Annotated in this window: 14 protein-coding genes, 2 tRNA genes and 2 pseudogenes; 9 read left to right on the top strand and 9 right to left on the bottom strand. The window is 62.5% G+C overall.

The window, feature by feature from the left end; all coding sequences use genetic code 11:
- Nucleotides 1-18: 18 nt before the first annotated feature.
- The 8 genes and pseudogenes from THIX_RS08355 to THIX_RS24805 all read left to right on the top strand — a co-directional run.
- Entirely contained in the window at nt 19-1,566 is a 1,548-nt protein-coding gene (locus THIX_RS08355) for an ATP-dependent endonuclease (RefSeq protein ID WP_233224463.1), read from the top strand.
- Nucleotides 1,551-2,612, top strand: a complete 1,062-nt coding sequence (locus THIX_RS08350; RefSeq protein ID WP_112485867.1) for an AAA family ATPase — start codon at nt 1,551-1,553, stop codon at nt 2,610-2,612. Before THIX_RS08355 ends, THIX_RS08350 begins: the two co-directional genes overlap by 16 nt.
- A 507-nt stretch (nt 2,613-3,119) precedes the next feature.
- Nucleotides 3,120-3,707, top strand: coding sequence for a hypothetical protein (locus THIX_RS08345; protein WP_112485866.1), 588 nt, complete (start codon nt 3,120-3,122; stop codon nt 3,705-3,707).
- Nucleotides 3,704-3,916 carry an AlpA family transcriptional regulator gene (locus THIX_RS08340; RefSeq protein ID WP_112485865.1) on the top strand — a complete coding sequence of 71 codons (213 nt, stop codon included), beginning with the start codon at nt 3,704-3,706 and terminating at the stop codon, nt 3,914-3,916. The genes THIX_RS08345 and THIX_RS08340 overlap by 4 nt, the downstream gene beginning before the upstream one ends.
- A gap of 162 nt (nt 3,917-4,078) precedes the next feature.
- Nucleotides 4,079-4,414, top strand: a complete 336-nt coding sequence (locus THIX_RS08335; RefSeq protein WP_233224462.1) for an AlpA family transcriptional regulator — start codon at nt 4,079-4,081, stop codon at nt 4,412-4,414.
- 1 nt (nt 4,415) lies between these two features.
- Nucleotides 4,416-5,300, top strand: a complete 885-nt coding sequence (locus THIX_RS08330; protein ID WP_112485864.1) for an AAA family ATPase — start codon at nt 4,416-4,418, stop codon at nt 5,298-5,300.
- Nucleotides 5,287-6,642, top strand: a complete 1,356-nt coding sequence (gene repC / locus THIX_RS08325; protein ID WP_112485863.1) for a replication protein C, IncQ-type — start codon at nt 5,287-5,289, stop codon at nt 6,640-6,642. Before THIX_RS08330 ends, repC begins: the two co-directional genes overlap by 14 nt.
- A pseudogene (locus THIX_RS24805) lies at nt 6,635-6,733 on the top strand (helix-turn-helix domain-containing protein); the annotation flags it as partial. The gene repC and the pseudogene THIX_RS24805, both read left to right, overlap by 8 nt.
- A 14-nt stretch (nt 6,734-6,747) precedes the next feature.
- On the opposite strand, the gene THIX_RS24080 reads toward THIX_RS24805, so the two are convergent.
- Entirely contained in the window at nt 6,748-7,419 is a 672-nt protein-coding gene (locus tag THIX_RS24080) for a hypothetical protein (RefSeq protein ID WP_233224461.1), read from the bottom strand.
- On the opposite strand from THIX_RS24080, the pseudogene THIX_RS24800 reads away from it, so the two are divergent.
- A pseudogene (locus tag THIX_RS24800) lies at nt 7,363-7,800 on the top strand (site-specific integrase); the annotation flags it as partial. The gene THIX_RS24080 and the pseudogene THIX_RS24800 overlap by 57 nt on opposite strands.
- A 181-nt stretch (nt 7,801-7,981) precedes the next feature.
- Here THIX_RS24800 and THIX_RS08310 read toward each other — a convergent pair.
- The 8 genes from THIX_RS08310 to dnaQ all read right to left on the bottom strand — a co-directional run bounded on the left by THIX_RS08310 (nt 7,982) and on the right by dnaQ (nt 14,232).
- A tRNA-His gene (locus THIX_RS08310) sits at nt 7,982-8,057 on the bottom strand.
- A gap of 61 nt (nt 8,058-8,118) precedes the next feature.
- Nucleotides 8,119-10,056: a SurA N-terminal domain-containing protein gene (locus THIX_RS08305; RefSeq protein ID WP_112485861.1), complete on the bottom strand. Its 1,938-nt coding sequence runs from the start codon at nt 10,054-10,056 to the stop codon at nt 8,119-8,121.
- Nucleotides 10,057-10,177: 121 nt separating this feature from the next.
- A tRNA-Val gene (locus tag THIX_RS08300) sits at nt 10,178-10,253 on the bottom strand.
- A gap of 72 nt (nt 10,254-10,325) precedes the next feature.
- Nucleotides 10,326-10,598, bottom strand: a complete 273-nt coding sequence (locus THIX_RS08295) for an HU family DNA-binding protein (protein ID WP_112485860.1) — start codon at nt 10,596-10,598, stop codon at nt 10,326-10,328.
- Nucleotides 10,599-10,789: 191 nt separating this feature from the next.
- Nucleotides 10,790-11,899, bottom strand: coding sequence for a tartrate dehydrogenase (locus tag THIX_RS08290; RefSeq protein ID WP_112485859.1), 1,110 nt, complete (start codon nt 11,897-11,899; stop codon nt 10,790-10,792).
- Nucleotides 11,900-11,948: 49 nt separating this feature from the next.
- Entirely contained in the window at nt 11,949-12,857 is a 909-nt protein-coding gene (locus tag THIX_RS08285; protein WP_112485858.1) for a DMT family transporter, read from the bottom strand.
- Nucleotides 12,854-13,420 carry a CDP-diacylglycerol--glycerol-3-phosphate 3-phosphatidyltransferase gene (pgsA, locus tag THIX_RS08280; protein ID WP_112485857.1) on the bottom strand — a complete coding sequence of 189 codons (567 nt, stop codon included), beginning with the start codon at nt 13,418-13,420 and terminating at the stop codon, nt 12,854-12,856. The genes THIX_RS08285 and pgsA overlap by 4 nt, the downstream gene beginning before the upstream one ends.
- A gap of 92 nt (nt 13,421-13,512) precedes the next feature.
- The gene (dnaQ, locus tag THIX_RS08275; protein WP_112485856.1) at nt 13,513-14,232 is read right to left on the bottom strand and encodes a DNA polymerase III subunit epsilon; all 720 of its coding nucleotides are present in this window, start codon (nt 14,230-14,232) and stop codon (nt 13,513-13,515) included.
- Nucleotides 14,233-14,234: the final 2 nt, after the last annotated feature.

Raw genomic sequence — 14,234 nt, 5'->3', positions numbered from 1 at the left:
ATGCCTACGATTGAAAGAATGGTTCTATCGAACTTCAAGAAGTTCGATAACGTTGAGCTCGAGTTTGATCCTGACCTGAACCTCCTGATTGGGGACAATGAAGCCGGCAAGAGTTCCATACTGCTTGCGCTCGAGCTCGTGATGAGCGCAAGCCGCAGCAAGGTTGAGACCGTTGGCATCGAGACGCTGCTCAACGCAGGTGGAGTGAAGGCATTCCAAGCCGGCGCGCGCACTATCGAGCGCCTGCCAGAGCTATTCGTCGAGGTCTACCTGTCGGCAGGTGTAAGACCAGAGCTGAACGGGAAGAACAACTCGAAGCGCCTCGAGCGAGATGGTCTGAAGATGACCTTCAAGCCAATGGACGAGTTCAGCAAGGAGATCGCCGAGGCCCTGGCGGAGGACCCGACGAACTTCCCCTACGAGTACTACGGCGTGCACTTCATGACGTTCGCCGGCGACGCCTATTCGAGCGTCAAGCGGCATGTGCGACACTTGGCCATCGACAGCTCCAGAATCGACAGCGACTATGCTGCACGCGAGTACACCCGGTCTGTCTTCGCTCTCCAGGCGGACGTGGCCCACCGAAGCAAGCTCGAGAACGCTTATCGGCAGAACAAGGGCGCGTTCCGAACTACCCATCTTGCCGAACTGAACGACAAACTTGACGACTATAAGTTCGCAGTGCGCACGAGCGCCAAGTCAAACCTTGAAGCCGATCTGGTAATCACGGAAGACGACATTCCGATTGAGAGCAAAGGCAAGGGACGCCAGTGCTTCATCAAGACCGAGTTCGCGCTGCGCAAGCGTGGTGGAGACAGCCGCTTGGATGTGCTGCTGCTGGAGGAGCCGGAGAACCATCTCAGCCACGTGACGATGAACAAGCTCATCGAGCGCATCGCTCAGTCGTCGAACAAGCAGCTGTTCATCGCGACACACAGCAGCCTCATCTCGTCACGCCTGGACTTGCGCAAGGCGGTCCTGCTGGGTGCCGGCGGCAAACACGCCAGGCTGAACAAGCTTCCCGAGGACACCGCCAAATTCTTTATGAAGGCGCCGGACAACAGTGTGCTGGAATTTTCGTTGTCCAAGAAGGTGATATTAGTCGAGGGTGACGCCGAGTTCATTCTCCTGGACGCCCTCTATACGAAGCACTCGGGTTCCTCGCTGAAGCGTGACGGCGTGCACGTAATTTCCGTTGGCGGGACAAGCTTCAAGCGCTACCTTGACCTTGCCAAGCTGCTGCACGTGAGAACGGCCGTCATTCGCGACAACGACGGCGATTATCAGAAGAACTGCGTTGACAACTATGCAGAGCACGTAACGGAGACCGCGAGGGTCTTCGCCGATCGCGATGCAACTCGACGCAAGACGTTTGAAATCTGTCTCTACGATGACAACAAGGCGCTCTGCGACGATGCCTTCGCTACACCTCGGCGCAAGCTAACTGCGCTTGATTACATGCTGGCTAATAAGGCAGATGCCGCGTTCGAGCTTCTGCAGAAGAAGGAAGCCGAGCTCGTGGCGCCCGCCTATATTCAAGAGGCCATTAAATGGATAAACGAGTAGTTTTCGCGGTGGCGGGCTCGGGCAAGACCACCAGCTTGGTCAATGAGCTCGACCTCCAAAAGCGAGTGCTACTGATTACGTACACCGAAAACAACTGCGTGGAAATCCGTCGCCGGGTGATTGCGAAATTTGGCTACATCCCTGAGAACATCACGGTCAATACCTATTTCACTTTCTTGAGCTCGTTCTGCTATCGGCCGCTGCTGCTGGAAGAGATGAAGACGAAAGGCATTTGCTTCGAGCGGCCCGCTGATCACACCTCGCGGCTGAAGCTCACCAACCCGGCTCGCTACGTGACCTCAAGAGGTCGCGTCTATCACGCTCGCATGGCAAAGCTGCTCGACGTCAAAGGCTGTATAACTGTACTGCAACGCCGCATCGCGCGGTACTACGACAAGGTCTTTGTCGACGAGGTGCAGGACTTCGGAGGCCACGATTTCAATTTGCTAAAGCAGATCGTCGCAGCTGACGTGGAAGTTCTTCTAGTTGGAGATTTCTTCCAGCATACCTACTCAACAAGCGTTGACGGCGCCGTTAACAAGGGACTCCACGACAGCTACGAGCGCTTCAAAGTCAGCCTACGCGGTGCTGGGCTCACGATCGATACAACATCACTTCTGAACAGTCATCGCTGCAGCTCGACGGTCTGTGAGTTCATCAGGACACAAATTGGTGTGGACATTCATCCCGCGATAGATCGCGCCACGTCTGTGTCCATCGTCCGCGACGCGAACACGGCCGCACAGCTGTATGCCAGCAGCGACACCGTGAAGCTTTTCTTCAAGGAGCAAGAGAAGTACTCGTGCCATTCGCAAACGTGGGGTGCATCCAAGGGGCAGGATCACTATCAAGACGTCTGCGTTGTCATGACGATGGTGGCCTGGAGGAAATACGAAGAGGGAGGGCTTGCGAGCCTAGCCGCGCTGTCGAGAAACAAGCTGTACGTCGCCTGTTCGCGAGCCCGCGGGGACCTCCACCTTATGCCGGAGTCGCTGCTCAAGAGGTTCATTGAGACCGCTGGGGTGCGCCATCCGGTGACTGCGTGAGCTGCGAGTGCTGAAACCGATGCTATCGGCGACCGCTGGCTGTGGCATACCGGCCGTCGCCACAAGCTGCCCCAACGGCGGCAAAGGCCGAAGATGTGACGTTCGGGGCGAGTCACTGATGCTCCGAGGCGAGACGGATTGAACACAAAGAGTCACGGCTCGGGCGCTCCCGCGACCACCTCCCCGACCGATTACACGCTGCCTCGCACCCGAATCAGCCCGCAACACCGCTTGACACCCCGCGCCCATTGCCGAATACTTGCGCCATCTCGAAAGAGATACGGGTTTGACAGCCCGGAAAACACAGAGGCGCAAGCAGCAGGCCGCGCCGTCCATGCGATGATCGCGGCCTTTGTTTTGCGCGTCAGGTAGCTCCCTTATGGGGCGGGCCTGGCGGGGAGCCGCAAGGCTCGCCGGTTCCTCTGTGCCGGTCTGTCAACCCGTCAGGTTCCGCCCCACCCGTTTGACAGCGGGCGGCGGTTCGACACCGCACAGAGGAGTTTCACCATGACGCACCCTGCAGAGGCCCGCAATGGGTCTTCTTCGGCCCGCCACCAGGCGGCCAGCAGCAACATCCCCTCACCCGATTTTTCGGACAGCTTCGCGATCAAGCGCGATGGTCTGACGGCCAGCGTGTACCGCGCCCCATCCGGGCAATGGGCCTGGCGCCTGACCGACTCACTCGATGAGGAGATCGGCGGGGGGAGCGGGTACAACGACGAAGGCGAGGCGGCCAGCGATGCAAACGCCGAACTCGACCGCCGCGATCGCCCCTTGGAGACCCGGCAGCCCAAAGGCCATGACGCCGCCCGCCTGGCGCGGACGATCACCGAGATCGATGCGATCGTACAGAGCGAAGCGGAGAGTCTGTCCGCGACGGCGAAGCTGGCGCGACGGGCGGTCATTGCTGCGCGAGAGCAGGCCAGTGGAGAGCTTTGGGGCCTGCTTGGCGATCTGGCGAGTGTGCTCAACACGCTGAGCTACCAGGCCGGGAGTCTGGCGGACACGGTTAACGGCGAGGTGAATGCCGTGGCTTGCAACCACGCCCAGCTTTTTGCTCTGTTCGCTGACTGTGGCGAGGAGCAGGCGTCATGACCGACAAGATTCTGGTCACTGCCGTGGAAGGCGCCGGCATGCTGTCGATGGGCCGTTCCACGTTCTGGCGCGCTGTCGGCGCCGGCGTGCTGCCCCCACCCGTGCGGATCGGCGGGCTCACCCGCTGGCGAGTGGCGGATCTGATGCGTGCCATCGATCCCGCCAGTCCGCCCGTCAGTCCATCGACTGCCGGCGCGCAGCGCGAATAGAGCCCCCACGAGCGCGGCAGTGCTTGCAGCTTGCGCCTCGCGCATCGCTGCGCGCGCCCGTTCCAGTCAAACACATCACGCCAGTTGCGCCAACCTCGTGCAACACGCGCCCGAATCTGGGAAGGCACGCCGATTGCGGCCTTCTACCTGAAAGGAATTTTTATGCCAATGCATACCCAAACCGCCTCGTCGAATGCATCGACCGGCACCGCACGCGGCGCAGCGCGCCGGGCCAAGCTGCCCGAGGGTTTCGATCCGCTGATGCGCTTCACTGCTGTATGCGCAGCCACCGCCCTGAGCCGCACGACGATTTACAAGCTTGTACGCGAGGGCAAATTCCCCATGCCCCTGCACCTGGGGCAGCGCGGCCAAGGCTTCGAGATGGCCTGGCCGGAGTCGGAAATACGGGCCTGGATCGACTCCCGCAAGGCCGAGCGCGACGAACGCGCTCGCCAGTTGCTCGCGTCGGCAGCGATCGCTGACGCGCAGGGGGTGTGACATGGCCCAACGCGTCACATTCGCCGAAGCGGCAGTACCGCCCCACCTGGACTTTGTGCTCCCCGGCATGCTCGCGGGCACCGTTGGCCTCATCGTCGGGCAAGGCGCGGTCGGCAAAAGCTTTCTGGCCCTGCATATCGGCATCTCTGTCGCACTGGGCAAGGCCGCTTGTACGGGCATGGGCGATGCGCTCTGGCCGGCCCCGGCCAGTGGTCCTGTTGCCATCGTCATGGGCGAAGACATTCCCAAGGTGGTCCAGTATCGATTGAACGAGTTACGGGCGGCGCTGAGCCTCGACGATCTCGCGCAAATCGATGCAGAGCTCGACGTGCAGAGCTGGACCGACGAGCAGGATGACCTGCGAGTGATCCAGCGGCAGCCCGGCGGAGTTATCGGGCATGGGCCGTTCTACGCCAAGCTGCGGGCCCTCGCTGAGGGGCGCCGGCTGGTCATTCTCGATCCCCTGGCGTTCTTGCACGACTGCGACGAGAACAACAACGGCGACATGACGACGCTCATGCGCGCCCTGGGCGGCATCGCGCGGGCCACGGGATGCGCCATCCTGGTTCTGCACCACATCGGCAAATCCAAGGACGGGGACGACTGGGAGCGGTCGCGCGGGGCGTCCAGCCTGACCACCGCGGTGCGCCTGCAGCTCAACCTGACCGTCATGAGCGCGTCGGAGGCGGACGAGTACGGCATTGCCGACGACCTCGAACGGCGTTTTTACATCCGTCTGGCGCAGGTCAAGGCCAACAACGGTAAGCCGATCGACTCCAAGTGGCTCAGAAAGCAGCCCGGCGGGCGGCTCATGGCCTATGCGCTGCAAAAACCGGGCATCGCGGACCACCGAGCTATGAAGGAGCGGCGCAATGGCGCGATCTGACCTCTCACCAGCAGCGCGCCGGGCGATGGATGCGCGTGCGGGCATTGCGCGGCAGGACATGCCGTTAGGTTTGTCGGGGCTGGTCAAGCCAGTCGTCCGCCTCAAGAAGGGCAAGGACGGCAAGCCGGCGCGTAGGGGGTACATCGAGAACCTGCGTCAATCCTGGAACGGCGGCGAGATCATTCTCAACGGCCCGGAGATCGACGCGCAGGATCTGGGCGTGCTGCTGGCGTGCGCGGCCCTGGCCCTGCGCGACGCGGACCGGCATGCCGATTTGAAACAGAGCGTGGACATCGAGGACCTGCTTGCCACTCCCCCTAAAAATCAGCCAAACGCCGCCGCCGACAAACTCACGTTTACCCTGGAAACGACCTTGGCGGCCCTTTGCCGGGAGATCGGGCGCGACCCGGAAGACGGACGGGCGCACCAGATGATCCGGGACAGCTTCGTGCGCTTGTCCAGCATCGTCACCACCGCCACAAGCGGCGCGTGCGGCGCGTTCACCCACCTGATTAAAGGCGGCGCCTGGGAAGGCCGCAACGCGGTCAGCGTGACCCTGAACTACAGACTCACGCGGGCCATGCTCGGTGAGGGTTCGTTCGGCCGCGTGCGCATGCAGGTCTTCCGCAATCTGTCGCCAGTCGGCCAGGTGCTGTACCACTGGCTCGCCTGCTGGCGCCCCGGGTACGGCACCTGCCCCCCGATTGGGCTGGACACGCTCGCAAGGCACGTCTGGGGCGAGGACGCAAAAGGGGCGACAGCAAGGGAGCGCCGCCAGCAGTTGCGCAAGGCGCTGGCCGAGCTACCGACGGACGAGTGGAGCGTCGGAATCGACCGCCAGCTTGTACGCATTGAGCGAAAAAACATTGAATTCAGCCCGGAACCCGTGTTCTTGGCTACGCCAACCCGTGTTCTTGACTACGCCTCTCCCTCGGAAAACCGGGGGCGTATAAAGCTCCCCCATGAAAGGGGGGAGAGAGAGCCGGGCTGCGCTGATGGCTCGCCCGCCTCTCCGACACACCCAACCCCTGCACCGAACCCGCCCCTGCCGGGGCTGGTCACCGCAGCATGCCCCGCACCTGCCGGCGCTCTGGCTTTTGGCCGACAACACGATGGCGATCAGACATCCGTTGCTGAAACTGGCACTGTTGCTGGCGACGAGGAAAATCGCCCGCACATCTTCGCTGGCTCCATATGCGGAAGGCCAACGTCGAAGAACAGCCTCCTGACGGGGTTGATTGCGCGGACTGTCACCTCGACACTACCGACGACTCGAAAATCCTCCACAGACGAGTCTGACGCGTATGCGGGGCATTCAAGCACCTGGGTAACGCATGGCTAACACGCTCACCTTGATCCAGGCCGCCGAAATGCTGCACATCTGCCCCGAAACTGTGGTGAACCACATCCGCCATCACGGTCTGCCGGCGGCAAAGCTGGGGCGCAGCTACACGTTGATCGATGATGACGTGATCGAATGGGTTCGCACACAATATCTCAACGGGAAAAAGCAGGAGAACGCACCATGCGTGTCTATCGGCGTGGACAGAGCCTTACTTGGTACATCGACATCACCGTCGATGGCGAGCGCATTAAGCGAAGCGCTGGCACCACAGAAAGAGCGCAGGCGGAGGAATATGCCGCCCAGGTTGCGAGTGACCTCTGGCGGGTCAAGCGACTTGGACAAGCCCCGTCCGTAACCTGGGATGCTGCCGTCGTGGCCTGGCTGCAGGAGTTCGGCCATCGGCGCTCCATCGAGGACATCAAGCTCAAGTTGACGTGGCTGACCTACCAGGGCGGACTCCAGGGCGTGGCGCTCAAGGACATCGACGCGCAGCGCGTGCGGCAGATCATGGCCGCGCGCCGCGACTGTCCGGTGAACCGGCGTGCCATCGAGCGTGCCATCGCCGCAGGCGAGAAACCGCCTGCGCCCAAGCCAGCGGCGGCCGGCACCGTCAACCTGCACATGGCCGAGCTGTCCAAAATCCTGCACTACGCGCACAAGCGGGGATGGATCGACCGCGTGCCGCCGATCATCAAGCAACCGCAGCCCGCCAAACGCATGACCTGGCTCACGCCTGAGCAGGCCGACATCTTGCTGGCCGAGCTGCCCGCGCATCTGCGCCAGATGGCCCGCTTCGCCCTGTCAACAGGCCTGCGTGAAACCAACGTGCGCATGCTGACCTGGACTCAGGTCGACATGGAGCGCGGCACGGCCTGGATTCACGCCGACCAGGCCAAGGCCGGTAAGAACATTCCGGTGCCGCTAAACGCCGATGCGTTGGACGTTCTCCGCGAGCAGAGAGGCCAGCACCGGCGCTGGGTGTTTCCGGTCTACCGCCGCGACACGAAAACGGCCGATGCGCCCACGGGGAAGATCTGCAATCACGCCTGGCGCAAGGCATGCATCAGGGCGGGAGTGCCCGAGCTACGCTTCCACGATCTGCGCCATACTTGGGCAAGTTGGCACACGATGGCGGGCACACCTGCCATGGTGCTGAAGGAACTTGGGGGATGGGCCAGTCTGGCGATGGTGGAGCGTTACACCCACCTGAGTCCCGGTCATCTGGCCGCCTGGGCCGACCGGGTCTCTGTCTCAAATCTGGAACAAGTGCCAGAACTTGGCGCAGAATCAACGCAGCGCGATGTTGGTAAGTCCGCGCAAGTTCAGAAGAAATCTTTGGGGTGGCTGATGGGACTCGAACCCACGACAACAGGAATCACAATCCTGGACTCTACCAACTGAGCTACAGCCACCGCAGAACAACTTGTCATTATAGGCAGGACATGGATGCGACCGTGCCCTCGCGAAGCTGTTTCAGGAATTGGCCAGAGGCGGAACTTTGTACAGCATCTCGACGCCGTAGCGTTTTTTCAGACTGTCGATATAGGCCTCGGTCACGCCTTGGGACAGCAACTGACTCATGGCGCCTTGCTGCGCGCGCAGTTGCTCGGCATCAGGTTTGGCCTTGCTCACACTGTCGACCGAGACGATGGCGTAGCCAGCCTGCCCCGGCAGCGTCAGGCCTGTCAATGCCGGCAGCTTTGCCACTGGAAGCTGGAAGGCTGCCGCGACCGCCGCAGCGGGGACACCGGCCGTGGCCGGTGTTTGGGATTGGGAAATTTCAACCGGCGCACCCCATGCCGGCATGGCCTTGCCTTGTCGGGCGGCAGCCAGTGCCTGTTCGCCGGCCTTGACGGCCAATGCGGCGGCCTGCTGTGCGACCAGTAAAGCGCGCACCTTGTCCTGCGCCTGGGCGAACGTCAGCGTGCTTGCCGGCTGATATTTCAAGATACGGGCCGAGGCCAGGGTGTTGGGCGCTATCTCGACCGCAGAGATGTTGCGTTTGTCGCGGATGCTGTTGCTGCTGAAGACGGCCTTGAGGAAGGCGGCATTGGCGAGCGGATCGGTCCTGCTGTCGCCTGACGCCTTGGGCGTTGGGCTGACACCCTCGGCAGTCTGCACCTCGAGGTGATACTTTGCGGCGACCTGAGCAAAACTGCGACTGTCTTCGTAAACGAGACTGCTGAACTTGTCGGCCATCTCGGGAAAACGCTTCTGTGCCTCCTGATTCTGCAATTGCGCCTGAATGCTGCTTTGAACCTGTGCAAACGGCTTTTGCTCGGCCGGCTTGATGCCCGTCAGCTCGATGATGTGAAAGCCGTATGGGGACAGCACAGGCCCAACAATGTCACCCACCTTCTTCATGGCGAACACGGCGTCAGCGAAGGACTTGACCATGGCGTTTTGCGTGAAATAACCGAGGTTGCCGCCTTGCGCCGAGGAGCCAGGGTCTTGCGAGTCGCGCTTGGCAATTTCGGCGAACTGGGCAGGATCCTTGCGTACCTCGGCCAGGATGGCCTCCGCTTTCGTCTTGGCCGCCTGCACCTGCGCCGGAGTGGGGTTGGGCGGCAGCGTGATCAGGATGTGGCTGGCCTTGCGCTCCTGCGGTGTACTGAACTCGGCGATGTGCTGGGTGTAATAAGCCTGCGCCTGCGCCGGGGTGATGACGATGCCCTGGCGCACGGCGTTCAGGCTCAGCACCACATACTGAATGTCGGCACTTTGCGGCGACTGGAACAGCGCGGTGTGGTCCTTGTAAAACGCTTCGATTTGCGCGGCGCTTGGCTGCACCTGGGATGTGTAATCCTGCGTGTTGAACAGCGCCAGACGCACCTGGCGCTTCTGGTTTTGCCAGTCGTAAAGCTGGCCGGCGATGGTTTTGCTTTCAATCACCGGCTCGGCGATGCCGTCCACGGCCTGCTGCTGCAGCAGTTGCTCGCGCACCTGGCCTTCGAACTGCGCCGTGGTCATGCCTTGCGCCGCGATGAGTTGCCGATAAGCCTCCTCGTCAAAGCTGCCATCGGGTTTGCGCAGCGCGGCGATCTGGGGAATTTGCAGAATGGCCTGCTGCACCTGGCTGTCGCTCACCGCCAGGTGCTGTTTGCGCACAGCCACCTGCAGCAAGGTCTGCCGGATCAGGCCGTCGAGGGTGCGCAGCTTGGCCTCGGGCGTGTCCAGGCTCTTGATGTCGGCCGACGCGCCCAGCGTCTGCTGCATGCGCGCAATCTCGCTGCGCTGGGCGTTGTCGAGTTGCTGCATGCTGATGGGAATGCCATCGACCTTGGCCGCGAGACTGCCGTTGTTGTTGAAGCTGTCATAGCCCTGGATGCCGAACAACACGAAGGACGGGAAGATGAGCAGGAACAAAAGAACCTGCAGCAGCTTGGTGTGCTTGCGGACGAAATCAAACATGGGGTGGCTCGTCGTGTGCGATCAACTCGCAGCTATGAATGGGAACGTCAAAAAAGAAAAGGCGAACAACCGTTGTTCGCCTTGGTATGCCGATCAAACTGCGTGACAGGCCAGCTCGATCTGGTGGGTGCTGAGGGGTTCGAACCCCCGACCTACGCCTTGTAAGGGCGCCGCTCTACCAACTGAGCTAAGCACCCGAAACCTTGGCAGCCAAGCGGCTGGTGGGCTGCATGACCGCGTTCAGCGAACATGGCTTGCCAATCCACGGTTCAGTTCAACGCGTCCTTCAAGCCCTTGCCCGGACGGAACTTCGGAACCTTGGCGGCCTTGATCTTGATGGCTGCGCCGGTGCGCGGATTACGACCGGTACGAGCCGGACGCTTGGTGACGGCAAAGGTGCCGAAACCGATGAGGGTGACCGTGCCACCTTTTTTGAGCGTGACCTTCACACCCTCGATCATCGAGTCAAGCGCGCGCGTGGCAGCGGCCTTGGAGATGTCGGATTTTTTGGCGATGTGTTCGATCAATTCTGTTTTATTCACTCTAGCCCCCTCGGAAGGATGGTTCAAAGACAGGATGTGCCGGCTTTCGAAACGGCGCAAGCCGACGCTGTAAGCGCAAGGCGCACGCAGGCGCAATGGTGATGGGTGATCGCTGGGTTAGCAGCCGCCGTGATTTTAAGAGCAGCCGCCGATTGCATTAGAACGATGCCACTCCACCGTGTCAATTCAGATTAACTGCAGCGCACGGCCTGCGCAATGGCATTGCCCAGATCCTGCGTCCTGTTCTTGCCCCCGAGGTCTGGCGTAAGCGGCGCACCGCTGCCGGGCGCGAGCACGGCTTCAATGGCGGCAACAATGGCGGCAGCGGCCTCGGGATGGTCGAGAAAATCGAGCATCAGCGCCGCGCTCCAGATCTGGCCAATGGGGTTGGCGATGCCTCGCCCGGCGATGTCCGGAGCCGAGCCATGCACCGGCTCGAACAGCGATGGAAATTTGCGCTCGGGATTGAGATTGGCCGAAGGCGCGATGCCGAGCGTGCCGCACAGCGCCGGGGCGAGGTCGCTCAGGATGTCGCCGAACAAATTGCTGCCGACGATGACGTCGAAGTCCTGCGGACGCTGCACCAGGCGGGCGCACAGCGCGTCGATGTGGAACTGGTTCCAGCGCACCAGCGTGTGTTCGGCCGCCACCGCATGCACGCGCTCGTCCCAGAAGGGCATGGTGATGGAGATGCCGTTGGACTTGGTGGCCGAGGTCAACAGCCGGCGCGGGCGCTTTGCCGCCTGCTCGAAGGCGAAGTGCAGCACGCGGTCCACACCGTGACGCGTCATCACGGTTTCCTGCAACGCCATTTCGCGCGCGGTGCCGGCGAACATGCGCCCGCCGGCATTGGAGTATTCGCCCTCGGTGTTCTCGCGCACGATGAGCAGGTCGACATCGCCCGGCGCCAAACCCGCGAGTGGCGAGCGCAGGCCGGGCATGAGACGCGCCGGGCGCAGGTTGACGTACTGATCGAATTCGCGGCGGAATTGCAGCAGTGAACCCCACAGGGAGACATGGTCTGGCACCTTTTCGGGGCAGCCCACAGCGCCGAAAAAGATGGCATCGAAGCTGGTGAGTTGTTCCTTCCAGTCGTCCGGCAGCATGCGGCCGTGGCGCAGGTAGTAGTCGCACGAGGCGAAGTCGAAATGGCGCAAGTCCAGCTTGAGATCAAAACGCTGCGCTGCGGCTGCGAGCACCCGCAGCCCCTCGGGAATCACCTCCAGACCAATGCCATCGCCGGGAATCACGGCAATGCGCAAGGGTTTCGATGGCTGCTTGTGTTGTGCATCGGACGGCATGGATCAATCTCCTCGGTCAAATCGTGAATGACGTCCGCGACATGCGGCGTCACGCCCTGGAACGCGTCACCGCCAGCACCCCGGCGGCCACCAGCGCCATGCCGGTCCAGGTGGTTGGCCCCAGGCGCTCGTCGAACAACCACCAGCTCATGAGCGCCGTGACGGGTGGCACCCAGTAGATGAGGCTGGTGACCTGCACCGCCGCACCGCGCTGAATCAACAGGTAAAGCAGGGAACTCGCGCCCAGCGTGAGGGCCAGCACCGACCAGGCCAGGGCACCGATGAGTTGCATATTGAACACCACCGGCTCGGCCTCAAGCCCCGCGAACGGCAGGCTGACCAACAAGGCCGCGCCAATCTGCACCGCAGCCGCCGTCCACACCGGCGTGGTGACTACATAGCGCTTTTGCCACAGGGTTCCGGCGCTGATGCAGCACAGGGCGAACAGTGCCAGCCCCAGATTGGTGCCCGAGAGTGTGCCCTGCTCCAGTTGCCGCGCCACCACCAGGCCCAGCCCGGCGAAGCCCAGCAACAGGCCGAACCACTGCAGCGCCCGCACCCTGTGACCGGCCAGCGACACGAGCAGGGCCGTGAGCAAGGGCTGCAGGCCGACGATCAGCGCCACCGTCCCAGGACCGATGCCATGCTTGACAGCCGCCCAGACCCCGCCGAGGTAGCCGGCCTGCATCAGCAAACCCACGATGGCCAGATGCAGCCACTGGCGGCGCGACTGTGGCCAGCGCACGCGCAGACCCGAAGCCACGAGCAGCAACAGGGCCAGCGAGGCGCCGTAGCGCAGGCAGAGAAATTTCAGCGGCGGGGCATACGGCATGCCATAGCGCGCGACGATGAAGCCGGTGCTCCAGATGACGACGAAGACCCAGGGCATGAGGCGCAGGGCAAAGCTTGCCCACGGCGCGGCTGCATCCCGAGGCGGGATGTCCAGTACGGCTTTCATTCCGACAGCTTGATGCCGGCGAGCGCCAGCTTGAAGTAATACAGCATGGACCAGAGCGTGAGCGCCGCGGCAATGTCCAGCAGCCAGGTTCCCCACACGGACGTGGGAATGAGGCCGAACAGGCGGCCGTCGTAGAGCAGGAATGGAATGGCCACCATCTGCGTGGCCGTCTTCACCTTGCCCAGCCAGTTCACCGCCACCTTGCGCGACTGGCCGATGCGCGCCATCCATTCGCGCAGCGCGGAGATGGCGATTTCGCGGCCGATGATGATGAGCGCCACCAGCGCACCGATGCGCGAGAGTTCCAGCAGCACCAGCAGCGTGGCCGACACCATCAGCTTGTCGGCCACCGGGTCGAGGAAGGCGCCGAAGGCGGAAGTCTGGTTCCAGCGGCGTGCGAGGAAGCCGTCGAACCAGTCGGTGATGGCGCTCAGGATGAAGAGCACCGTGGCGATCAGGTTGCGGTCCGGCGGCGCCAGCCAGCCATGCGGCAGCGCATACACACCGAGGATGAGCGGAATGGCTGCCACCCGCAGCCAGGTCAGGAAGGTCGGCACTGTCATGGTGCAAGCATTATTCCACCGGGCTCATGGATGAGCCCGGTGGGTGGCTGCAAACCCGCGAAACCTGCACCTTGACGGCGGCGTCGGCATTGTCAAGCGGACTGAAGGCCGGCGGGGTCTTGCCTCCAGACCGAGCCGGATGCGCAACCCTTGTCGAGGCTTTGGAGAATGGCCGCGTGGGCTTGCAACTCGGTGTCGTCGGCCAGTTGCACGGGAAGGACAAAGCCGCTTAGGTCGACCGGATCGGACTCGGCAAGCAGCTCGGGGCCGTCGAGTTCCATCACGAGGCTGTCCTGGCCTCGCGTGAGCCAGACATAAACCTCGGCCAGAAGCTCGGCGTCCAGCAAGGCTCCGTGCAAGGTCCGCCTGGTGTTGTCCACGCCGAAACGCTTGCACAGGGCGTCGAGACTGTTGAATTTGCCGGGGAATTGGGTGCGCGCCAAGGTGAGCGAATCGGTGATGCTGCCGCAATGCTGGGCGAAGGGCGGCAGGCCCAGGCGATCGAACTCGGCGTCGAGAAAACCGACGTCGAAGGCGGCGTTGTGGATGATGACTTCGGCGTCGCGCACGAAGTCGAGCAGATCGGCCACCACCTGCCCGAACAGGGGCTTGTCCGCCAGAAATTCCTCGGTCAGACCATGCACGCGCAAGGCGTCCGGATGGCTGGGGCGCTGCGGGTTGACGTAGCGCTGGAAATGCGCCCCGGACCTGCGGCGCTTGAACAGTTCGACCGCCGCCACCTCGATGATGCGGTCGCCGGATGCCGGATTGAGCCCGGTGGTTTCGGTGTCGAGAACGATTTGACGTGTCATGG

This window comes from Thiomonas sp. X19 (genome assembly GCF_900089495.1).
In the GTDB taxonomy this organism is placed as follows: domain Bacteria; phylum Pseudomonadota; class Gammaproteobacteria; order Burkholderiales; family Burkholderiaceae_C; genus Thiomonas_A.
This window is presented reverse-complemented; position numbering and strand designations above follow the sequence as displayed.

Excerpts from the sequence above, each read along its gene's own strand:
- THIX_RS08345 (WP_112485866.1), top strand. The coding sequence starts at position 3,120 with ATGACGCACCCTGCAGAGGCCCGCAATGGGTCTTCTTCGGCCCGCCAC.
- dnaQ (WP_112485856.1), bottom strand. The coding sequence starts at position 14,232 with ATGACACGTCAAATCGTTCTCGACACCGAAACCACCGGGCTCAATCCG.
- THIX_RS08290 (WP_112485859.1), bottom strand. The coding sequence starts at position 11,899 with ATGCCGTCCGATGCACAACACAAGCAGCCATCGAAACCCTTGCGCATT.
- THIX_RS08355 (WP_233224463.1), top strand. The coding sequence starts at position 19 with ATGGTTCTATCGAACTTCAAGAAGTTCGATAACGTTGAGCTCGAGTTT.
- THIX_RS24080 (WP_233224461.1), bottom strand. The coding sequence starts at position 7,419 with ATGCGCGGGCAGCTCGGCCAGCAAGATGTCGGCCTGCTCAGGCGTGAG.
- THIX_RS08340 (WP_112485865.1), top strand. The coding sequence starts at position 3,704 with ATGACCGACAAGATTCTGGTCACTGCCGTGGAAGGCGCCGGCATGCTG.
- THIX_RS08305 (WP_112485861.1), bottom strand. The coding sequence starts at position 10,056 with ATGTTTGATTTCGTCCGCAAGCACACCAAGCTGCTGCAGGTTCTTTTG.
- THIX_RS08350 (WP_112485867.1), top strand. The coding sequence starts at position 1,551 with ATGGATAAACGAGTAGTTTTCGCGGTGGCGGGCTCGGGCAAGACCACC.
- repC (WP_112485863.1), top strand. The coding sequence starts at position 5,287 with ATGGCGCGATCTGACCTCTCACCAGCAGCGCGCCGGGCGATGGATGCG.
- pgsA (WP_112485857.1), bottom strand. The coding sequence starts at position 13,420 with ATGACAGTGCCGACCTTCCTGACCTGGCTGCGGGTGGCAGCCATTCCG.
- THIX_RS08285 (WP_112485858.1), bottom strand. The coding sequence starts at position 12,857 with ATGAAAGCCGTACTGGACATCCCGCCTCGGGATGCAGCCGCGCCGTGG.
- THIX_RS08335 (WP_233224462.1), top strand. The coding sequence starts at position 4,079 with ATGCCAATGCATACCCAAACCGCCTCGTCGAATGCATCGACCGGCACC.
- THIX_RS08330 (WP_112485864.1), top strand. The coding sequence starts at position 4,416 with ATGGCCCAACGCGTCACATTCGCCGAAGCGGCAGTACCGCCCCACCTG.